Annotated in this window: 12 protein-coding genes and 6 pseudogenes; 12 read left to right on the top strand and 6 right to left on the bottom strand. The window is 65.7% G+C overall.

What is annotated here, in order from left to right:
• The first annotated feature begins 46 nt into the window (after positions 1-46).
• Complete coding sequence (locus T428_RS0111435; protein ID WP_025736584.1) at positions 47-2,935, top strand: MMPL/RND family transporter; 2,889 nt, start codon at positions 47-49, stop codon at positions 2,933-2,935.
• A 228-nt stretch (positions 2,936-3,163) separates the two neighbouring features.
• On the opposite strand, the gene T428_RS27390 is transcribed toward T428_RS0111435, so the two are convergent.
• The gene (locus tag T428_RS27390; protein WP_156942930.1) at positions 3,164-5,389 is read right to left on the bottom strand and encodes a heavy metal translocating P-type ATPase; all 2,226 of its coding nucleotides are present in this window, start codon (positions 5,387-5,389) and stop codon (positions 3,164-3,166) included.
• 262 nt (positions 5,390-5,651) lie between these two features.
• On the opposite strand from T428_RS27390, the gene T428_RS0111425 reads away from it, so the two are divergent.
• Both T428_RS0111425 and T428_RS0111420 read left to right on the top strand, forming a co-directional pair.
• Positions 5,652-7,904 carry a helicase-associated domain-containing protein gene (locus T428_RS0111425; RefSeq protein ID WP_025736583.1) on the top strand — a complete coding sequence of 751 codons (2,253 nt, stop codon included), beginning with the start codon at positions 5,652-5,654 and terminating at the stop codon, positions 7,902-7,904.
• A 7-nt stretch (positions 7,905-7,911) separates the two neighbouring features.
• A complete protein-coding gene (locus T428_RS0111420) occupies positions 7,912-9,561 on the top strand; it encodes a DNA repair helicase XPB (protein WP_036467811.1) in 1,650 nt (549 codons plus the stop codon).
• Here T428_RS0111420 and T428_RS0111415 read toward each other — a convergent pair.
• Positions 9,521-9,991, bottom strand: a complete 471-nt coding sequence (locus T428_RS0111415) for a SpoIIAA family protein (protein WP_025736581.1) — start codon at positions 9,989-9,991, stop codon at positions 9,521-9,523. The two genes, T428_RS0111420 and T428_RS0111415, sit on opposite strands and share 41 nt — an antisense overlap.
• Positions 9,992-10,090: 99 nt before the next feature.
• On the opposite strand from T428_RS0111415, the pseudogene T428_RS36080 reads away from it, so the two are divergent.
• Positions 10,091-11,274: pseudogene (locus T428_RS36080) on the top strand (FAD-binding domain).
• Positions 11,275-11,307: 33 nt separating this feature from the next.
• Here the strand turns inward: T428_RS36080 and T428_RS27380 are convergent.
• Both T428_RS27380 and T428_RS27375 read right to left on the bottom strand, forming a co-directional pair.
• A pseudogene (locus tag T428_RS27380) lies at positions 11,308-12,452 on the bottom strand (thiolase family protein).
• Positions 12,453-12,466: 14 nt separating this feature from the next.
• Positions 12,467-12,878, bottom strand: a pseudogene (locus T428_RS27375) (Zn-ribbon domain-containing OB-fold protein).
• A 90-nt stretch (positions 12,879-12,968) separates the two neighbouring features.
• Between T428_RS27375 and T428_RS0111395 the strand changes: the two are divergent.
• From T428_RS0111395 to T428_RS0111385, 3 genes and pseudogenes are all read left to right on the top strand, one after another.
• Positions 12,969-13,319: pseudogene (locus T428_RS0111395) on the top strand (alpha/beta fold hydrolase); the annotation flags it as partial.
• A gap of 79 nt (positions 13,320-13,398) precedes the next feature.
• Positions 13,399-14,100, top strand: a complete 702-nt coding sequence (locus T428_RS0111390) for a TetR/AcrR family transcriptional regulator (protein WP_025736579.1) — start codon at positions 13,399-13,401, stop codon at positions 14,098-14,100.
• On the top strand, positions 14,097-14,759 hold the full coding sequence (locus T428_RS0111385) for a TetR/AcrR family transcriptional regulator (RefSeq protein ID WP_025736578.1): 663 nt from the start codon (positions 14,097-14,099) through the stop codon (positions 14,757-14,759). The genes T428_RS0111390 and T428_RS0111385 overlap by 4 nt, the downstream gene beginning before the upstream one ends.
• A gap of 28 nt (positions 14,760-14,787) precedes the next feature.
• Here T428_RS0111385 and T428_RS27370 read toward each other — a convergent pair whose 3' ends face one another.
• Both T428_RS27370 and T428_RS0111375 read right to left on the bottom strand, forming a co-directional pair.
• Positions 14,788-15,645 (bottom strand): SGNH/GDSL hydrolase family protein, encoded by an 858-nt coding sequence (locus T428_RS27370; protein WP_084298708.1) that lies wholly within the window; start codon positions 15,643-15,645, stop codon positions 14,788-14,790.
• On the bottom strand, positions 15,642-16,385 hold the full coding sequence (locus tag T428_RS0111375; RefSeq protein WP_025736577.1) for an SDR family oxidoreductase: 744 nt from the start codon (positions 16,383-16,385) through the stop codon (positions 15,642-15,644). Before T428_RS0111375 ends, T428_RS27370 begins: the two co-directional genes overlap by 4 nt.
• A 426-nt stretch (positions 16,386-16,811) precedes the next feature.
• Here T428_RS0111375 and T428_RS0111370 point away from each other — a divergent pair, with 426 nt between their 5' ends.
• The 5 genes and pseudogenes from T428_RS0111370 (at position 16,812) to T428_RS0111350 (ending at position 20,692) form a co-directional block, all read left to right on the top strand.
• Positions 16,812-17,402 carry a TetR family transcriptional regulator gene (locus T428_RS0111370; RefSeq protein ID WP_025736576.1) on the top strand — a complete coding sequence of 197 codons (591 nt, stop codon included), beginning with the start codon at positions 16,812-16,814 and terminating at the stop codon, positions 17,400-17,402.
• A 157-nt stretch (positions 17,403-17,559) separates the two neighbouring features.
• Complete coding sequence (locus T428_RS27365; RefSeq protein WP_051465210.1) at positions 17,560-18,324, top strand: alcohol dehydrogenase catalytic domain-containing protein; 765 nt, start codon at positions 17,560-17,562, stop codon at positions 18,322-18,324.
• A pseudogene (locus T428_RS27360) lies at positions 18,312-19,358 on the top strand (molybdopterin cofactor-binding domain-containing protein); the annotation flags it as partial. The gene T428_RS27365 and the pseudogene T428_RS27360, both read left to right, overlap by 13 nt.
• Positions 19,355-20,238, top strand: a pseudogene (locus T428_RS27355) (FAD binding domain-containing protein). The pseudogenes T428_RS27360 and T428_RS27355, both read left to right, overlap by 4 nt.
• On the top strand, positions 20,231-20,692 hold the full coding sequence (locus T428_RS0111350; protein ID WP_025736575.1) for a (2Fe-2S)-binding protein: 462 nt from the start codon (positions 20,231-20,233) through the stop codon (positions 20,690-20,692). Before T428_RS27355 ends, T428_RS0111350 begins: the two are co-directional and overlap by 8 nt.
• The last annotated feature ends 100 nt before the right edge of the window (positions 20,693-20,792 follow it).

The raw sequence follows: 20,792 nt of genomic DNA, 5'->3' as shown, positions 1-20,792 counted from the left end.
TATTAACGGGGATAACAGCTTTACCGTTCGGTATGGTGACTTAAGCGTGCGTTCCACGACTCCCGGTCCGAACGCGTCACCCGAATGCGAACGGCCCTTCATCGCACGGTTGCTCCATACCCGGGCGGTGCCGGTCATCCTGTTCTGGCTGGCCGTCGTCGTCATTCTGAGCGTGTTCGTGCCTGCACTGGAGATCGTCGGACAAGAGCGGTCGGTCGCGCTGAGCCCGAAGGACGCGCCGTCACTGGTGGCCCTCAAACGAATGGATCGTGTCTTCGGCGAGGGCGAAACCGACAGCGTGGCGCTCGTCGTTCTGGAGGGTGACCGACCCCTTGGCGATGACGCCCATAAGTTCTATGACGTCTTGGTCCGAAAGCTGCGTGCCAACAAGAAATACGTGCTCAGCGTCCAGGACCTGTGGAGTGATCCACTCACGGCGGCGGGCTCGCAAAGCAACGACGGTAAATCCGTTTATGTTCAAGTCAATCTAGCCGGCAACCAAGGCGAGCAACTCGCCAACGACTCGGTCGACGCCGTCCGCAACATCGTGGATACCACACCGGCCCCGCCGGGATTCAAGACCTACGTCACCGGGGCGTCGGCGCTGGCCGCCGATCTGCACCGCAGCGGCGACAAATCGATGATCAAGATCACCCTGACGTCGGTCGCGGTGATCCTGATCATGTTGCTCTTCGTCTACCGCTCGCTGACGACGGTGGTCCTGCTCCTGCTCACGGTCGGCGTTGAATTGTCCACGGCGCGAGGAGCTGTCGCGCTACTCGGGCACAGCGGGTTGATCGGACTTTCCACCTTTGGCGTCACCCTGCTCACCTCGCTGGCGATCGCGGCCGGAACGGACTACGGGATCTTCATCGTCGGCCGCTACCAAGAGGCGCGCCAGGCCGGCGAAGACAGAGAGTCGGCCTTTTACACGATGTACCGGGGGACCGCGCACGTCATCTTGGGCTCTGGCGTGACGATCGCGGCGGCCACGTTTTGCCTGAGCTTCGCCCGAATGCCCTATTTTCAAACCTTGGGCGTCCCTTGCTCGGTCGGGATGCTGGTGGCCGTTGTCGTGGCGCTGACCCTGGGGCCGGCCGTTCTCACCGTCGGCAGCCGATTCGGCATATTCGATCCCAAGCGCCGACTCGAGGTACAGGGCTGGCGGCGCATCGGCACGATGGTGGTGCGCTGGCCGTTGCCCATTCTCGCAACAACTTTCGCGATCGCGCTCGTCGGCCTGATAAGCCTGCTCGGCTACCGGCCCAGCTATGATGACCGGGCGTATCTTCCCGCGGCTATCCCCGCTAATCAAGGCTTTGCCGCCGCGGACCGTCACTTTCCCCAGGCGCGGATGAAGCCCGAGGCGTTGCTGATCGAATCGGACCATGATCTGCGCAATCCGACGGACTTCCTGATCCTGGATCGGTTGGCCAAAGGCGTCTTTCGTGTCCCCGGCATCTCCCGCGTTCAGGCCGTAACCCGGCCCGATGGTTCGACGATGGATCACTCATCGATCCCGTTTCAAATCAGCATTCAAAATGCCGGTCAGGTACAGAACATGAGATACGCGCGCAGCCGCATGAACGACATGCTGAAGATGGCCGACGAGATGAGCCAGACCATCGCCACGATGCAACGGATGTCGGACTTGATGAGCAAGCTTGCCGCCACCACCCACCATATGGTCCGCGACACCGAACAGATTCAACAGATCACCGATGAGCTGCGCGACCGCATCGCCGACTTCGAGGACACCTGGCGGCCCGTCCGGTCTTATTTCTACTGGGAGAAGCACTGCAGCGAGATCCCGGTGTGCTGGTCGTTCCGGTCGGTATTCGATGCGGTCGACGGCTTGGACCAGATCGACGAAAAGCTGGATTATCTCCTCGGCGATGTCAAAGAGATCGATCAATTTACCCCGCAGATGGTCGCGCAGTTCGCCCCGATGATCGAGACCATGGTGACCATGCGCACGATGCTGCTGACCATGCACAGCACGATGTCCGGAATTTTCGATCAGATGGACGAGATCACCAACGACGCCACGGCGATGGGGCATGCGTTCGACGGTGCCAAGAACGACGATTCGTTCTATCTGCCGCCGCAGGTTTTCAAAAACCCAGAGTTCAAGCGCGCCATGAAGAGTTTCGTGTCGGCCGACGGGCGCGCAGCACGCTTCATTATCTTGCACCGCGGCGATCCCGCATCGGCAGAAGGAATCGCGAGCGTCGATGCGATCCGCACCGCGGCCGAGGAGTCACTCAAGGGAACTCCGTTGGAAGGCTCCAAGATCTACGTGGCCGGCATCGGTGCGGTCTTCAAGGACATCTCCGAGGGTGCCAAGTGGGATCTGGTGATCGCGGGAGTCTCCTCGCTCTGCCTCATTTTCATCATCATGCTGATTCTCACCCGTGCCCTGGTACCCGCGGGTGTCATCGTCGGGACCGTCGCGATGTCACTGGGCGCTTCGTTCGGGTTATCCGTGTTGCTATGGCAATACATCCTCGGTACACCGTTGCACTGGCTGGTGCTGGCGATGTCGGTCATCGTGTTGCTCGCCGTGGGATCGGACTATAACCTGCTGCTGGTCTCCCGGTTCAAGCAGGAGATTCACGCGGGCCTCAACACCGGCATCATCCGATCCATCGGCGGCACAGGCAAAGTCGTGACGAACGCCGGCTTGGTATTCGCGTTCACGATGGCGTCCATGGTGGTCAGCGACGTGCGCATGATCGGCCAGGTGGGTACCACCATAGGTCTGGGCTTACTCTTCGACACATTGATTGTGCGCGCATTCATGACGCCAGCGATCGCCGCCTTGCTGGGGCGTTGGTTCTGGTGGCCGATCAAGGTGCGCTCACGACCTGCCCGGACCCCGGCGGTGCGGGTCCAACCCGATCCGCAAGATCAGTCGCTCGTTTACAGCGACTAACCAGATCTGGGAACCATGGCGGACGCTTGCCCGACAACTAGGGGAACGGGCGTAGACGGCATATGTAGCTAGGGAGACTCGAGTTGACCGATCAGCGAAATCTCGACGGCCACCGGCGCGCACTCCAGACCATCGAGAAGCGGGTGCTCGAGGAGGTGAACAGACCTTGCTTCGCCGTCGCGAACGTGTCCTGCGGTGTCTGGCGCGTTGCATCAGCGCCGTCTCGAATCACCCGAAGTTCCGCAGCCGCAGGCTATTTGACACGACAAGGAACGATGATAACGCCATCGCCGCTCCGGCCACCAGGGGGTTGAGCAGTCCGAAGGCCGCGATGGGAATGGCGGCGATGTTGTAGCCGAACACCCAGACCAGGTTCATCCGAACGGTGCGCATCGTCGCGTTGGCCAGTTCCAGCGCGAGAGGTACGACGTCGAGGTTGTCCCGGACGAGGATAACCTCGGCGGCGCCGATCGCGACGTCGGTGCCGCGGCCGATAGCCATGCCCAGGTCGGCACAGGCGAGGGCGGGTGCGTCGTTGATGCCGTCACCGACCATCGCGACCACCCGTCCGCGATCACGCAGCTGCTCGATGACGTCGACTTTGCCTTCCGGCAGCACATCGGCGACCACCTCATCGATACCGACGCGGACGCCCACGGCGGCGGCCGCCGCCGGGTTGTCGCCGGTCAACAACATGGTTTTCAGACCGCGGTCGTGCAACGCCCGCACCGCATCAGCGGCTGACTCCTTCACCGCATCGGCCACCGCGATCACGCCACACAGCTCACCGTCGATCTCCACGAAAACCACTGTTTCACCGCGTGATTCGGCGCCACGCCGAGCACTGATCATCGCCGATGAGCCGGACCGCGGCGCGACCCACGACGGCTTGCCGACCCGCACAATCCGGCCGGCAACGGTGCCGCTCACCCCGCGGCCGGCTACCGCACGGAAGTCGGTGACCGTTTCTCGACGGGTCGTCGCGCCAGCAATCGCGAGCCCGACCGCGTGCTCGGACGCTGCTTCCACTGTCGCCGCCAACGCGAGCACCTCGTCGTTGTCCCAGCCGGCTGCGGCCGTCACGGCGCTGACCTTCAACTGGCCCGTCGTCAATGTGCCGGTCTTGTCGAACACGACGGTGTCGACGGCGCGGGTGGCCTCCAACGACTGGTAGCCCTTGAGGAAAATGCCGAGCTGGGCGCCGCGGCCGGAGGCCACCATCATGGCGGTCGGCGTCGCCAGTCCCAGCGCGCACGGGCAGGCGATGACGAGCACGGCGAGGGCGGCCGAGAACGCCCGATCAGGTTGTCCCCCGGCGATCAGCCATCCGGCGGCGGTCATCGCGGCCAAGGCGAACACGCAAGGAACAAACACCGAGGCGATGCGGTCGGCGAGTCGCTGCGCGTCGGCCTTCTGCGTCTGCGCCTGCTCGACCAGACGAACCATGCCCGCGAATTGGGTGTCCCCACCCACCGCGGCGGCCTCCACGATCAGCCTGCCGTCGAGCACGGTCGTGCCGCCGATGACCTTTGCACCAGAACTCACCCGGACCGGCTTGGCCTCGCCGGTCATCGCGCTCATATCCACGGCGGCGGATCCCTCGACAACGAGGCCGTCGGCAGCGATCGTCTGGCCTGGCCGGATCACAAAGCGGTGTTGTTCTTTGAGCTCATCCACCGGGATGACCATCTCCGACCCGTCGGGCTGCAACACCGCGACGTCCTTTGCGCTCAGCGCCGCCAGGGCCCGCATGGCGCCGCCCGCCCTGGATTTCGCGCGAGCCTCGAAATACCGCCCCGCCAATACGAATACGGTGACACCCGCGGCCACCTCGAAGTAGATGGCGTCGCTACCCAGCAGTGCCTGCCAGATACCCCTGCGCTGGGTGGATTGGTGTCCCAGGAAGACGGTGTAAAGCGACCAGAGGGTGGCGGCCGTGATACCTACCGAGATCAACGTCTCCATCGACGCGCTGCGGTGGCGCGCATTGCGTACCGCCACTCGGTGGAATGGCCACGCGGCCCAACCCACGACCGGGATGGCCAACGCCGTCAGCACCCACTGCCAGCCGGTAAATCGGGTGCTGGGCACGACGGCGACCATCACCGATAAGTCGGCCAACGGGACGAACAGCACAGCGGCGACCGCTAACCGCAGCAGCAAGTACCGGGAGTGGTCGGCATCGGGATCGCTACCATCCTTGCCGCCCGGCTTGCGCAGCACGGCGTCAAAGCCGGCGTTGTGGATGGCCTCGCACAGCGCGTCGGGTTGGGCCCCCTCACCGGCGTCTATGGTGGCGACCCGGGTGGCGAAGTTGACCGAGGCCCGGACCCCCGGCAGCTTGTTGAGCGCCAACTCGACTCGGTTGGCGCAGGCGGCACAGGACATCCCGCTGACCTCGAGTTGTATCCGCCGGACCCGCAGACGATGCTCGTCGCCCGCTGTGGTCGTCATTGACATCGTGGCCCTTCACCTCCTGGCGGACCCGGTGTCCACGCAGATACAAGTCGTCGCAGCCTATCGATCAGTTCCCGCTACTTTAGAATTCCCGCCGCCTCCGCTGCGTTGCGTGTGGGCCGACCGCGACGACGAGCGCCAAGTCCAGGGCGGGGTGACCGGGCCGCACTTTCGGACTTCTTCCCCACAACCGCCGGGCAGCAGCTGGTGCGCGCTCGCCGCGCCGGAGCAACCGCAGGCTGCTTTACCCTGGTCAGCAATGACCGACAACACCCCGGATATCCCGCTGGGGTCCTGGCTGGCCGACTTGCCCGACGAGCGGCTGATCCAACTGCTGGAACTGCGTCCGGACCTGGCCCAGCCGCCACCCGGCAACATCGCGGCCCTGGCCGCGCGTGCCGGGGCCCGGCAGTCGGTCAAGGCTGCCACCGACGAACTCGACTTTCTGCGGCTGGCGGTGCTGGACGCGTTGCTGGTGCTGCACGCCGACACCGCGCCGGTGCCGATCGCGAAGCTGCTGGCGCTGATCGGCGACCGGGCGCCGGAGGCCGACGTGCTCGACGCGCTCGACGACCTGCGGCGGCGGGCCCTGGTGTGGGGCGATGCCGCGACCCGGCTGGCCGCCGATACCGGCATGGCACTGCCTTGGCACCCGGGACAGGTGACGCTCGAGGACACGTCCCGCAGCGGTGCACAGCTTGCGGAGTTGATCGACGGCCTGAGCCAGGCGCAGCGCGACGTGCTGGACAAGCTGCTGGAAGGCTCCCCGATGGGACGCACCCGCGACGCCGCACCCGGTGCCCCGGCGGATCGGCCGGTGCCGCAGCTGCTGGGCATGGGACTGCTGCGGCGGGTCGATGCCGAGACGGTGATCTTGCCCCGCCACGTCGCGCAGGTGCTGCGCGGCGAGCAGCCCGGCCCGATGCAGCTGAAGGCCCCCGACCCGGTGGTGTCGACCACCACATCCGCCGACGTGGACGCCGCGGCGGCCGGAGCCGTCATCGACCTGCTGCGGGAATTCGACGTGCTGCTGGAAAACCTTGGCACCACACCGGTTTCCGAACTGCGCAGCGGCGGTCTGGGAGTCCGCGAAGTCAAGCGGCTGGCCAAGGTGACCGGCATCGACGAGGCCCGGCTCGGCCTGGCGCTCGAGGTCGCGGCCGCGGCCGGGCTGATCGCCAACGGCACCCCCGATCCGGAACCCGAGAACGCGGACGGCCTGTACTGGGCGCCGACGGCGGCCGCCGACCGGTTCGCCGCGATGGCCGCGGCCCAGCGGTGGCACCTGCTGGCCAGCGCCTGGCTTGACCTTCCGGGCCGCCCGGCGCTGATCGGCGGCCGCGGCCCGGACGGCAAACCCTATGCGGCCCTGTCGGATTCGCTGTACTCGACGGCAGCTCCACTGGACCGGCGGTTGCTGCTGGACCTGCTTGCCGACCTGCCCGTCGGCGCGGGCGTCGATGCCGCCACGGCGTCGGCGGCGCTCATCTGGCGGCGCCCGCGCTGGACCCGGCGGCTGCAACCCGGACCGGTCGCCGATCTGCTGGCCGAAGGCCATGCGCTGGGCCTCGTGGGCCGCGGGGCGATCAGCACGCCCGGCCGCGCGCTGCTGGCAGAAGGCGTCGACTTCTCCGCCACCGTCGACGCGATGGCGCGGGCACTGCCCAAACCGATCGACCACTTCCTGATGCAGGCCGACCTGACGGTCGTGGTGCCCGGGCCGCTGCAGCGCGACCTCGCCGACGAGCTGGCGACGGTGGCCAACGTCGAGTCGGCCGGAGCGGCGATGGTGTACCGCATCAGCGAGCAGTCGATCCGCCACGCACTCGATGTCGGCAAGACCCGCGACTGGATGCACGCCTTTTTTGCCGACCACTCCAAAACGCCGGTGCCGCAAGGACTCACGTACCTCATCGACGACGTAGCACGCCGGCACGGCCAACTTCGCATCGGTATGGCCGCATCGTTCGTGCGCTGCGAGGACCCGGCGCTGCTGGCCCAGGCCGTCGCGGCGGGCGAGGACCTGCAGCTGCGGGCCCTGGCACCGACGGTGGCGGTATCCTCCGCGCCGATCGCCGAGATGCTCGCCACACTTCGGGCCGCGGGTTTCGCCCCGGCCGCCGAGGACTCCACCGGGGCCATCGTCGACGTCCGCCCGCTGCGAGCCCGGGTGCCCACGCCGCAGCAGCGCCGGCCCTACCGTCCGGCCCCGCGGCCCAACACCGAGACGCTCAACGCGGTGGTCTCGGTGCTGCGGAAGGTGACCACCGCGCCGTTCGGCAACAGCCGCGTCGACCCGGCGCTGGCGATGTCGCTGCTGGCCGACGCCGCCGCGAATCAGGACACGCTGGTGATCGGCTACCTGGACGCCGCGGGTGTGGCCAGCCAGCGGATGGTGTCGCCGATCGCCGTGCGGGGCGGTCAGCTGGTGGCGTTCGATTCGGCGTCGGGACGGCTGCGTGATTTCGCGATCCACCGCATCACGTCGGTGGTGTCGACCGAGTCCGGATAATGAGCCTATGACCGACGGACCATTGATCGTGCAGTCCGACAAGACGGTGCTGCTGGAAGTGGACCACGAGCTGGCCGACGCGGCCCGCGCCGCCATTGCGCCGTTCGCCGAGCTCGAGCGCGCGCCCGAACACGTGCACGCCTACCGCGTCACGCCGCTGGCGCTGTGGAACGCCCGCGCTGCAGGCCACGACGCCGAGCATGTCGTCGACGCGCTGGTCAGTTTCTCGCGCTACGCGGTGCCGCAGCCGTTGCTGGTCGACATCGTCGACACCATGGCCCGCTACGGGCGGCTGCAACTGGTCAAGAACCCGGCACACGGCCTGACCCTGGTGAGCCTGGATCGCGCGGTGCTCGAAGAGGTGTTGCGCAACAAGAAGATCGCGCCGATGCTGGGCGCCCGCATCGACGAAGACACCGTCGTCGTGCACGGCAGCGAGCGCGGCCGGGTCAAGCAGATGCTGCTCAAGATCGGTTGGCCCGCAGAGGATCTCGCGGGCTACGTCGATGGCGAGGCGCACCCTATCAGCCTGGAGCCCGACGGCTGGGAGCTCCGCGATTATCAGCGGCTGGCCGCGGACTCGTTCTGGGCCGGCGGCTCCGGGGTAGTGGTGCTTCCATGCGGTGCCGGCAAGACGCTGGTCGGCGCGGCCGCGATGGCCAAAGCCAGTGCGACGACGCTGATCCTGGTCACCAACATCGTTGCCGCCCGGCAATGGAAACGCGAACTCGTCGCCCGCACCTCGCTGACCGAGGACGAAATCGGTGAATATTCGGGCGAGCGCAAGGAAATCCGGCCCGTCACGATCTCGACTTACCAGATGATCACCCGCCGCAGTAAGGGCGAATACCGCCATCTCGAACTCTTCGACAGCCGGGACTGGGGGCTGATCGTCTACGACGAGGTACACCTGCTGCCCGCGCCCGTGTTCCGGATGACCGCCGACCTGCAGTCCAAGCGACGGCTCGGCCTGACCGCCACGCTGATCCGCGAGGACGGCCGTGAGGGCGACGTGTTCTCGCTGATCGGCCCGAAGCGCTATGACGCCCCGTGGAAGGACATCGAGGCGCAGGGCTGGATCGCGCCGGCCGAGTGTGTCGAGGTCCGGGTCACGATGACCGACAACGAGCGAATGATGTACGCCACCGCCGAACCCGAAGAGCGTTACAAGCTGTGCTCGACCGTGCACACCAAAATCGCTGTGGTGAAGTCGATTCTGGCGAAGCACCCCGGCGAGCAGACCCTGGTGATCGGCGCCTATCTTGACCAGCTCGACGAGCTCGGCACCGAGCTGAACGCGCCGGTGATCCAGGGGTCGACGAAAACCAAGGAACGCGAGGCGTTGTTCGAGGCCTTCCGTACCGGCGAGATATCGACGCTGGTGGTGTCCAAGGTCGCCAACTTCTCCATCGATTTGCCCGAAGCCTCAGTGGCGGTGCAGGTTTCGGGTACCTTCGGCTCGCGGCAAGAAGAGGCCCAACGGCTGGGCAGGTTGCTGCGGCCCAAGGCCGACGGTGGTGGCGCCATCTTCTATTCGGTGGTGGCGCGGGACAGCCTGGACGCCGATTACGCCGCGCACCGGCAGCGCTTCCTGGCCGAGCAGGGCTACGGCTACATCATCCGCGACGCGGATGACCTTCTGGGGCCGGCGATTTGACGACCAGCCCGCCAAAGCTCACTGCGCCAGCACCGATTCCGCCGACGAAAGCCTTGGCGGTCTCCTCGGCGCGTTCCGGTAGCGACGTCAGCCACGCGGCGGCGTCGTCGTCGTACACCTGAGTCGGACACGGCATCCAGGTGCCGATGGCGTGGCTCGGTGCCCGAATCCACCGAATGTAACTGACGACAGCACAGCCGTCGAGCAATCGCACATACTTCAACCCGGGTCGCGTATCGGCCCACAGCGCTCCCGCCGTGATGCGCTCGAAGCCCGCCCCGAACTGGTAGAGCAGCCGCATCCGGCCTCCCGCCCGGCCGATACGATCAACCATCGGAGCAAAGACTCGCTCGTAATCTGCCGCCGTCACGGTCCCGACGGCCTCGAGCGCCGGAATGCCGGCGGGCATGCCCGCGAGTTCCTTCAGCACGGCACCCCCCTTCCGGGGGAACATCAATATATGCACTACTGCAACTATTTACTAGTGCTATAGTAGTCGCTAACTCCGTCCGTTGGCAGGGGTGGGCACATGCAGATCGCAATTGTCGGTGCCGGCATCGGCGGCCCTACGCTTGCGTATTGGCTGTCGCACTATGGACACCAGCCGACGCTGATCGAGAAGGCGCCGAGACTCCGCACCGACGGCTATGTCGTGGACTTTTGGGGCGACGGATACACCGTTGCCGAACGGATGGGACTCACCGCAGATTTGCACGCCGCCGGGTACGCGATACGGGAAGTCCGACTCGTGGACCGGAATTCGCGACGAGTGGGAGGGTTTTCGGCCGAGCTGTTCCGGCGCGGCCTCGATGGGCGATTCGTATCCATCCCCCGCGGTGACTTGGCGGCCATCATCTATGGCTCCATCGAGCAGCGCGCCGAAACCCTGTTCAGGGAAAGCGTTTCGGCCGTCGCACAGGACGACTCGGACGTGCGGGTCGCACTTGAGCGCGGTGGGTCACGACGATTCGACCTGCTCATCGGAGCCGGTGGCATCCATTCGCCGGTGCGGGACTTGGTGTTTGGCCCGGAATTCGAATTCGCGAGAGATCTCGGCTACCGGGTCGCGGCATTCGAAGCCGAGGGCTATCGGCCACGTGATGAACTCGTCTACCTTGCCTACACCATGCCGGGGCGCATGGTGTAGGCTTCGCGATGCGCGACGAAAAGACGCTATTCCTCTTCGTTTTCGACGGCGAATACACCGGCGGGCCCGATCTGCGGGATGTGTCGCAAGTCAAGGAGGCCCTGCATCACGTCTTCGGCCACGCCGGCTGGGAATGTCCGGAGATCCTGCGCCGACTCGACGGCGCCTCCGATGTCTAGTTCGACCGCGCCAGCCAAATCGTGATGGACCACTGGTCGAACGGGCGAGTCGCGCTCATCGGCGACGCCGCGGCCGCGGTCTCGCTGCTGGCGGGCGAGGGGGCGGGCCTAGCGATGGTGCAGGCCTACCTCCTGGCGGGCGAACTCCACCGCGCCGACGGCGATTACCGGGATGCGTTTCGGCGCTATGAACGGCAGCTGCGCCCGATCGTCGAGGCCAGACAGCGGTCGGCCCGCGAATTCGCCGCGATGTTCGCGCCTAAAACGGCGTTGGGCCTGTGGACCCGCAATCTGGTATCCAGACTGTTGAACGTTCCGGGGCTGGCTCAGTGGGTTGTCCGCAGCGAATTCCGGGACGACATCGCCTTACCCGAATACGTCGCGTAGCCGAGCGCCAGCAAGGTTGCGGGAGCGGCGATTTCAGAGCGACAGGATGGTTGCCGATGCGGTGCCCGGAGCGCCGTACACCTGCGCCAGACCGACCCGCGGGTTACCCGGCACCTGACGCTCGCCCGCCTCCCCGCGCAGCTGACGCACCAGCTCGTGCATCTGACGCAGTCCCGAGGCGCCGATCGGCTCGCCGTTGGCGATCAACCCGCCGTGGTGTTCACCGGCATCGATCCGTGTATCTCGGTGGCGCCGTCGGCCAGCAACTTCTCCTGCTCACCGTCGGCACACAGACCCGTCTCGGCAATGTGGATGACCTCGTTGCCGGCGTCGGTGGCCTGTAGCTGGGCGACGTCGACGTCCTCGGGCCCGATGCCGGTGGCCTCGTAGGCCGCCTTGGACGCATACACCGTGGGCGAGACGTCCTCGTCGAGCGGTGCGAACGTGGCATGCACTTCGTACGCGCCGAAGGTGCAGGTGCGGATTTCGCACGCGCGCACATATACCGGCTTGTCGGTGTATCTGTGCGCGATGTCGGCGCGGCACATGATGACCGCGGCGGCACCCTCATCGGGAGCGCAGAACATGTACTGCGTCAGCGGGTAGTTGAGCACATTCGAGTTGAGGATCTCTTCGACGGAGATCTCCTTGCGCCGGAAGGCATTCGGGTTCAGTGCGCCATTGCAGAAGTTCTTGTTGGCCACCCGCGCCAGCGTCTCCTGCGAGATGTTGTGGTCGTGCAGGTACGTGTTGGCCTTCATCCCGAAGAACTTGGTGGTGACGAACTGCCCGTTCTGCGCGTACCACTGCGGCAGCGCCAGCTTGGCCGGGTCGTCGGTGAACGCCCCGCGCGGGTGCTTGTCCAACCCGATGGCGATGCCGATGTCGTACTTGCCCAGCCGGATGGTGTCGGCGGTCTGCTGGATGGCGCTGGCCGCGGTGGCGCAGGCGTTGAAGACATTGGTGAACGTGATGCCGGTCAGCCCGACCAGGCGGGTGACCGCATCGGGGTTGGAAACCTCGTGGCTGCCGCCGAAGCCGAACTGGATGTCTTTCCACTCGACGCCGGCGTCGGTCAAAGCGGACTGGATCGCCTCGGCGCCCATCTGCATCGCGGTCTTGTCGAACCGGCCGAAGGGGTGCAGGCGCACCCCGATGATGGCTACGTCGTTCGTCATCTCAGGGCTCCTTGTCACACCGGCTGGAAGGCGAAGGTGATGATCTCGTTGCCGTCCGCGTCGGTGGTGAACGGCACCATGCTGAGCTCGCCCTTTTGGCCGAACTTCAGCTTGGCGGGTCGTTCTCGGTCAGCCGTCCCTCGACCCGGATCACGTCACCCAACTGGACCAGGCCCACGCCGAACGGCACGAAGTCCTTGCCGGTGGGTCCGGCGTACGGGGCCCCGGGCGGGAAGCCCTGGGTCGTCCAGGCCACCACGGTTCCGGTCCGCGGCAACAGCACGTCGCTCATCGCGCGTCGCTGCAGCGCGGGCAGTGCTGCTGCACCGGAAAGGTCGTGGCACCGCAATCCCCGCATCGACTACCAATCAGCTGCGGATTCTCGTCGGGCCAGGTCGAGATTTCGGGAGCGAGTGCCTTCTGCATCGAGGGGTCCTCCGTCATGCGCCAAAAGAACAATGCTGACTGAACCGTATAACGGCCTTCCGAAAAGTGGAAACCGCATTCTCATTTGTCGGAGTAGCCGACGAGACATTGGTCGATCCCGAGTGCTGGCATCACGATTTCGCCTTGCTGTCGCGCCCCGGCAACGACCTGGTGCAACTCAAGCTGTTTCGCGACTACGCCACCAACGCGCCGATGTACCCGCTGGTGCACAAGTACTTTCGCATGAGTCGGGTTCCGCTGCTGGCGGTGTGGGGCCGGGGCGACGAGATCTTCGGCCCCGCCGGTGTCGAAGCCTTCGCCGACGACCTGTCCGACGCGCAGATTCATTTGCTCGACGGCGGGCATTTCCTGTTGGAATCCGCACTCGACGAAGTCGCCGGCCTGATCCGCGACTTCCTCGGGGATCGGGTGCTCGCCTGACCGCGGCCCGCGAGCGGCACGGCCGGGCAATGGGCTGCATATCCCATAATCCGGGCCGTTGGCGGGCTAGCCTGACGCGATGGCCCATCCCGATGTTCTTGACGAACAACGGTTGACCGCCAAGGGGCGTGCCACCCGCGACAGAATTGTGCAGGCCGCCGCCCAGTTGATCGTGACCGGGGGGCTGTCGGCCTTCAACATGGAGAACGTGCGCAAGGCCGCGTCGGTCAGCGGCTCACAGCTGTCCTACTATTTCGCCGACAAGAGGGCCCTTATCCGCGCGGTGATCAGGCACCAGATCGGCGTGGTCCTGGACTTCCACCGTCAGCCGGTACTCGGCGACCTGGACTCGTTCGACGACTTCGAGCGTTGGATCAGTCTGAACATGCGCTACCTCCGCCGCATCGGAACCTCCGGTGGCACACCGACATATCACGCGCTGACCGCGCAGTTGGCCAAGTCCGACGACGCAACGCGCGCCACCTTGGCAGCCGGCTACTGGCAGTGGGTGGAGTTGCTGGAAGCGGCGATCCTGCGGATGAAGAACACCGGACTGCTGATCGCGAGCGCCGATCCGCGACTGTTGGCGCTCGCGATGATCAGCGCCCACCAGGGTGGCGCCACGTTGGCCTTCACCTATCGCGCGGAGTGGCCGCATGCCGATGCCACCCGGTTCGCGGTCAACTACCTGCGAATGTTTGCCGCCGATCCCGACGACCGTACGCCGCGGCCCCCGCGACGTCCCCGCCGGCGGCGCAAAAAGCCAAGGGCGGCAACGTGACTGACGATGCACCACGATTCACCCGCAAGGGACAGGCGACCCGGGCACGCATCATCGAGGCAGCCGCGCGGCTGATGTTCGAGCGAGGCGTGGGCAACACCAGCATCGACGAGGTGCGGAGCACCGCCGGGGTGGGAGGGTCGCAGATCTCGCACTACTTCCGCGGCAAACGCGACCTGACCCGCGAGGTCATCGCCGCGCGCCGCGACGACGTGGTGAAGTTTCACACCCAGCCGCGACTCGGCGCGCTCGACCGGATAGAGGACCTGCAAGCGTGGGCAGACGCCTGCGTCGCCGACATCGACACCGTCTACCGGCGGGGCGGGTGCATCTACGGTTCGCTGGCCGGCGAGTTGATCGACGCCGACGACGAAGTGCGTGACGACCTTGCCCATGGCTATGACCTATGGCTCGAGCTGTTTCACACCGGCCTTGCGGCGATGCGTCAGCGCGGCGACCTGCGCGCCGACGCCGACCCGCGACACCTGGCCGCTTCGCTGGTCATTGCGCATCAGGGTGGCGCGATGATCACACACGCGACCGGTGACGCGGCGCCGCTGCGCGTCGCCGTCAATGCCGCCGTGGACTACGTGCGCTCGTTCACCGCCGGGACCGACGAAAAGCGTGGCAGGCAGTCGCCGCAACGGCGCAAATCCTAACGGCTCAGCCGCCGGCTAGCGAACGTAGTCAGTCAGCGCGTTTCCTAATTGCGGCCTCGCCCGATGCGTTCGGGTGCAGTGGCAGTGCCGGATGCAGCACGGTGTAGCCCTCTATGTATCGGTCGGCCGGCGCCGAGCATACGTCGTGGCCGACGGTTAGGGGTCTGGTGTCGAAGTACTCGATTTTCTTGTCGGCCGCGAGTTGCCTTCGCCGGTCGTCGATCTCGTCAACCTTGGATTGCAGGTAGGCGCCGTCTTGCGGGAGAATTGGCTGCTCGGGAAAGCACCCACCCGGGCGCATATAGGTCCCGTAACCGACCAGGATGATGCGCGCGTTGGGCGCCTTGGCTTTTAAGGCATCGATCATCGCCGTCCACGCTGGCACCTGGGTGTCGATTCGTGCGGAAAGCTGATCGCCTCCGTCACGGTATTGATCGGTGCACGGCGCGGCATCAGGCGAAGATGCCTTGCAGTGCATCACAATCGGCCACATTCCGATATCGGCGCCGCCGATGCTGACTGTGATCAGTGCGGTGTCACTGCTCACCGCATCGATCTGCAATGGCACCGGACCTGCCGGTGTCTGTTCTGCTTGGTGCACGATGTCATTCGTGGTGGCGCCGCCACAGGTTACGTCGATGAAATCGCTGGGCGCCAGCCGGCGCGCCAGAACCGATGGATAGTCATTGGTCGATTTGCCGCAGCCTAGCGGCGGGGCGGGCTCTGGAACCGATGGCGCCGCCGCGTAGGAGTCACCCATGGCGACGTATTTGAGCTGCTTGGGCGCCGGTTGCGCGCTCGCCGATGGCACGGCGGTGCAGGCGATTGTGAGCGCCGCGACCAGTGCCGAGCCGGTCCGCATTAACAATGCTGATGTTAGTTTCATAGTTGGGATGCACCTCCGTCGACTGCGAATTCGGCTCCGGTGGTGTACGTGGCTTCGAAGGCGAGGAAGGCTACCGCCTTGGCGACCTCGTCGGGATGACCGAGATGTTTCATCGGATTATCCTGGGCCATCTGGTATTTCGTCTGCTCCGCGTCCTCGAGTGGCATCGCTTTGGCGAGAATCGTCGTGTCTATGGGACCGGGGCTTACCGCGTTGACGCGAATGCCCCGCGGCAGCAGTTCGACGGCCAGGGTGCGCGCCATCGAGCGCAACGCCGCCTTGCTGGCCGAGTAGGCGCTGACCAGTGGTAGCCCCATTACGTTCACGACCGAGGTGGTCAGCACTATCGCACTGCCCTCGGCCATGAGCGGGACCAATCTCTGCACGGTGAAATATGGCGCCTTCGTGTTGAGGGTCAACAAGTCGTCGTAGACCGCCTCAGTCATATCCTGGAACGGCACGAAGCGGGTCGAACCGGCGTTTACGAACAGTAGGTCGATGCCGCCGAATTCGGCTTTCGCCCGGTCGGCGAGGGCATCGATGTCGAGCGTTGAGGTGGCGTCGCTTTGGATTGCAATCGCATTCGGTCCGAGGGTGTCACGGGCGGAATGCACTGCGGCCTGGGACCGGCCGGTGACTAGGACGCGAGCTCCTTTGTCGAGCAACAGCTTTGCAGTGGCTAACCCCATTCCGCTTGTCCCACCGGTGATCACCACACGCCGCCCGTCATATTGCGTCATCTTCGGCCTTCCTTGAGATCGTTTCGCCGCTTGGAAATATGCGATGACCTGTGAATCCGAGCCGATGATTGGCGGCGGATCGAACTGCCTTAGCCCATCAGGCCTCGATGCTATGTCCGCATCTGACATGACTATATCAGTGATGCCATACACTGTCATCACCGACGTTGACGCTACACCGGTGGTGTTATCGCTAGCGCTGCGCGTCGACGGTGAGGCGACCTATTCAGGCCTGCGAACATCGCTGGGCGCCTGACACCGCAAGCCTGATGCGCGACATAGGAACTCGGCTCTTAGTCATGGAACGGATGCGAAACGGCGGTCAGCGCGATGGCTTCCACCACGCCGAGCTCACCCGCACGCCTTGAGGACCTGACATCATGATGGAGTGATATCAGCCGCTGTCATCAACTAGAGTCGGTAAATATGGGCCGGTGGGAACCCAACGCGCGTGGCCGCCTCGAGCAAGCGGCCTTAGACCTCTACAGCCACCGCGGATTCGACCAGACCACCGTCGCGGAGATTGCTCAGCGCGCAGGGTTGACGGAACGCACGTTTTATCGGCACTTCGCCGACAAGCGCGAGGTATTGTTTGGGGGTGAAGAGGCCCTACGTGACTTGTTCGTGCAAGCCGTTGCCAGCGCCCCAGACCACGCAGCGCCGCTCGACGCCGTCGCTGCCGGGCTGAAGGTTTTCGGCATTTTATCCGAGGGGCGCCCGCGCGAGCAGCCCAGGCAGCGCCAAGCAGTCATTGCCGCCAACACGGCGCTTCAGGAACGCGAATTGATCAAGCTCGCAAAGCTCGCCTCGAGTATGGCCGAGGCGCTCCGTCAGCGAGGCGTCGCAGAACCGGTCGCGAGCCTGGCCGCAGAAGCTGGGGTCGCGGTCTTCAAGATCGCGTTCGACCGCTGGGTCGACGACATCAACGAGCGCACGTTGGCACAGCTGATCGACGAATCGCTCGGCGAACTCAAAGCGCTGGCCGCAGGCCGGACGTCGGCGCCGAGCCGGCACTGACCGCAGCGCGCAAAGCTTTTCCACGTCGGCCTTAGTAATCAGTGATGACAGCCTACGTCGATTGTGTTATTCTGATGTCAGGTTCTGACATCGATGTATGCCCTGGGTGATGTTCTGAGTTGCCCAGACGGTCGATAACAAGCAAGGAGCACCCGAGATGACTCCCGAGAACATGGCGCTGTGGCTGCCCAAGGCCCGAGGCGGATTCGAGGTCGGACCCGCCCCCTACACCGGGCCCACGGCCAATGAGGTGGTCGTGCGCGCACATGCGATTGCAGTGAACCCGATCGACGCGATGCCCGGGTTCGCCTACCGGGTGATCCTGCCGTGGCTGACGTTTCCCGCCGTCGTCGGCTCCGACGTGGCCGGCGAAGTCGTCGAAGTTGGATCCGAAGTGACCCGGCTGCGGCCGGGCAATCGCGTGGTTGGCCACGCGGTAGGGATCGACCGCGACCGTAACCGGGCCGCGGAAGGCGCCTTCCAACTTTACGTCGTGCTCATGCAGCACATGGTTACGCCCATTCCTGACGATCTGCCCTTCGAGCGCGCTGCTGTGCTGCCGATGTCAGTTTCGACCGCGGCATCGGGCATGTTTCAGCGGGATCAGCTCGCGCTGCGGCTGCCCACCACCGATCCCACAGACCGCGGCGAGACAGTCCTGGTATGGGGCGGGTCTACCAGCGTGGGCAGTAACGCGATCCAGTTGGCGCGCCATGCCGGTTACCGCGTCGTTGCCACCTCCTCGCCGCACAACTTCGGCTACCTCCACTCGCTGGGTGCCGACGCGACGGTCGACTACCACAGCCGAACCGCCGCCCGGGAGCTCATCGACAAGATCGGTGACAGTCCGCTGGCCGGCACGCTGGCAATCGGCAACGGTTCTCTGGCACCGACGCTGTCAATTGCGGCGAGCAGGCCGTGAAAATCCTCGACCACGAAGGTTTTCGCAAGGAGCAGCGCGAGGCGCTGGCCCAGGGCCGCTACCTGGGTCTCGGATTCTCGGCGTACATCGAGCCCACGAGCGCGGGCACCGGTCACCTGGGCACCGAGGCCGCCACCATCACGATGGAGCCGACCGGCAAGATCAACGTCTACGTCAACGGTGGATCGAGCGGAAACAGCTTGGAAACCACGGTGATTCAGCTGACCGCCGACGCGCTGGGTGCCGACATCGACGACGTGGCCACCATTCAGGGAGACACCGCGATCACCCCTTACGGCGCCGGGACGCAGGGCGGCCGCAGCGGGCCGATGACCGCCGGGGCGGTCGCGGAAGCCGGCGCGATCCTGCGGCAGAAGATCCTCTCCCTGGCCGCACACCACCTCAAGGTCGCCGAACCCGAAGTGGAACTGGCACATTCAACCGCCACGGTGCGCGGCGACTCGTCGAAGAAAGTGACCTTCGGCGAACTGGCCTACACCGCGTACTACTCGCCACAGCAGCTGCCGGCGGGAACGTCACTGGAGGCCACCGCGCGCTACGTCACCACGGCACCGATCCTGTGGTCCAACGCAACTCATGCCTGCACCTGCGAGGTGGACGTCGAGACCGGCAGGGTCACGCTGCTGCGCTACATCGTCAGCAAGGACGTGGGCCCGATGATCAACCCCGCGGTCGTGGAGGGCCAGATCGCCGGCGGAACCGTGCAGGGCATCGGCGGCGCGCTGACGAAGGACATGGTCTACGACGACGACGGCAACCCGCTGTCAACGACTTTCGTCGACTATCTGCTGCCCACGGCCACCGAGGTCCCGCCGATCGAGTTCGGCCACGTCGAGATCCCCGGGCCGGGGCCGGGCGGATACAAGGGTGCCGGTGAGGGCGGGGCCATCGGCTCGGTGCCCGCGGTGATCAACGCGATCAACGACGCGCTGGCACCGCTGCGCGTGACGATCACCCGGCTGCCGGCCAGCCCGGCGTCGATCGCCGCATTGCTGGCCGAGGCGAACCGATGAAGCCCGCGACGTTCGACTACCACCGCCCCGACACCGTCGAAGACGCGGTGGGACTGCTGGCCGAGCACGGCGACGGGGCGAAGATCCTGGCCGGTGGTCAGAGCCTGATCCCGATGCTGTCGATGCGGCTGGCTTACTTCGACCACCTGATCGACATCGCCCGGCTGCGCGAATTGCAGGGCATCGAACACCGGGGCCAAGAGCTGTGGATCGGCGCCGGGACCACCGAGGCCAAGGTGGGCGCCGATGCCCAAGTCCGCCAAGCGGTTCCGCTGCTGACCCGGGTGACGCCGTTCATCGGCCACTTCCAGATCCGCAACCGCGGCACCCTCGGCGGATCGATCGCACATGCCGACGCGGCCGGCGAATACCCGGCCGTCGCACTGACGCTGGACGCGACGATGGAAGTGCTTTCCCCGCGCGGGCGGCGAGAGATCGCCGCCGCCGACTTCTTCACCGGCGTGTGGGAGACCACGATGGCACCCGACGAGGTCCTGACCGGAGTCCGGTTTCCCGTGTGGAACGACAGGTCCGGTTCTCGATGCACGAGTTTTCGCGCCGCCATGGCGATTTCGCGATCGCCGGCGCGCTGGTCGCGGTGGCGCTCGACGACGATGACCGGGTCTCGCGCTGCGCGATCGGCCTGCTCGGTCTGGGCCCCACACCGCTGCGCGCTGCCGCGGCGGAGGCGGCCGTGACCGGACGGCCGGTCGGCGACGTGACCGCCGACGAGGTAGGCCGGGCCGCGATGACGGGGCTCGACGCGATTCCCACCGATCTGCAGGGGTCGGAGTCGTATCGCCGCCAGGTGGGCGCCGCGATGACCGCGCGTGCCTGGGCCCAAGCCGTCGACCAAGCCTCGGGAGCACCTCATGCATGAGCAATCAGTCCGCTTGTCGGTCAACGGAACTCCGATCGTCGCAACCGTCGAGCCGCGGATGACGCTGGCCGACTTTCTGCGCGACAAGTGCGGGCTGACCGGCACGCATCTCGGTTGCGAACACGGGGTGTGCGGTGCGTGTTCGGTGCTGCTGGACGGCGACGCGGTGCGGTCGTGCTTGATGTTCGCGGTGCAGGCGGACGGAATGGAGGTGACGACCGTCGAGGGCATCGCGGCGCCAGACGGCACGTTGTCACCGGTGCAGTCGGCGCTGCGCGAATGCCATGGCCTGCAATGCGGCTTCTGCACCCCGAGATTCGTGGTGTCGCTGACCGCGTTGTTGCGCGACAACTGCCGGTGCACCGGATATCAGGGCATCGTCGCCGCCGCGCATCGCGCCGCCGAGCTGGCGAGCCACCCGCGGGACGCGCCGGAGCCTGCCACGCGGCGATAACACTTTGATATCGGCGACATTTCGAAAGCGCGTCGCCACGGCACGTTGCGCCCCTTCGTGCGTAATCTACGTCTGATATCTCCGAGCTTCGGGAGCGACG

The organism is Mycobacterium genavense ATCC 51234 (genome assembly GCF_000526915.1).
Taxonomy (GTDB): domain Bacteria; phylum Actinomycetota; class Actinomycetes; order Mycobacteriales; family Mycobacteriaceae; genus Mycobacterium; species Mycobacterium genavense.
Note: the sequence above shows the minus strand (reverse complement) of the source record. Positions and strands in the feature narration are given on the sequence as shown.

What these genes read in the sequence shown, in the direction of transcription:
- T428_RS27390 (WP_156942930.1), bottom strand. Translation starts at nt 5,389, where the DNA reads ATGACGACCACAGCGGGCGACGAGCATCGTCTGCGGGTCCGGCGGATA.
- T428_RS0111425 (WP_025736583.1), top strand. Translation starts at nt 5,652, where the DNA reads ATGACCGACAACACCCCGGATATCCCGCTGGGGTCCTGGCTGGCCGAC.
- T428_RS0111420 (WP_036467811.1), top strand. Translation starts at nt 7,912, where the DNA reads ATGACCGACGGACCATTGATCGTGCAGTCCGACAAGACGGTGCTGCTG.
- T428_RS0111390 (WP_025736579.1), top strand. Translation starts at nt 13,399, where the DNA reads ATGGCCCATCCCGATGTTCTTGACGAACAACGGTTGACCGCCAAGGGG.
- T428_RS27370 (WP_084298708.1), bottom strand. Translation starts at nt 15,645, where the DNA reads ATGAAACTAACATCAGCATTGTTAATGCGGACCGGCTCGGCACTGGTC.
- T428_RS0111375 (WP_025736577.1), bottom strand. Translation starts at nt 16,385, where the DNA reads ATGACGCAATATGACGGGCGGCGTGTGGTGATCACCGGTGGGACAAGC.
- T428_RS0111370 (WP_025736576.1), top strand. Translation starts at nt 16,812, where the DNA reads ATGGGCCGGTGGGAACCCAACGCGCGTGGCCGCCTCGAGCAAGCGGCC.
- T428_RS27365 (WP_051465210.1), top strand. Translation starts at nt 17,560, where the DNA reads ATGACTCCCGAGAACATGGCGCTGTGGCTGCCCAAGGCCCGAGGCGGA.
- T428_RS0111350 (WP_025736575.1), top strand. Translation starts at nt 20,231, where the DNA reads ATGCATGAGCAATCAGTCCGCTTGTCGGTCAACGGAACTCCGATCGTC.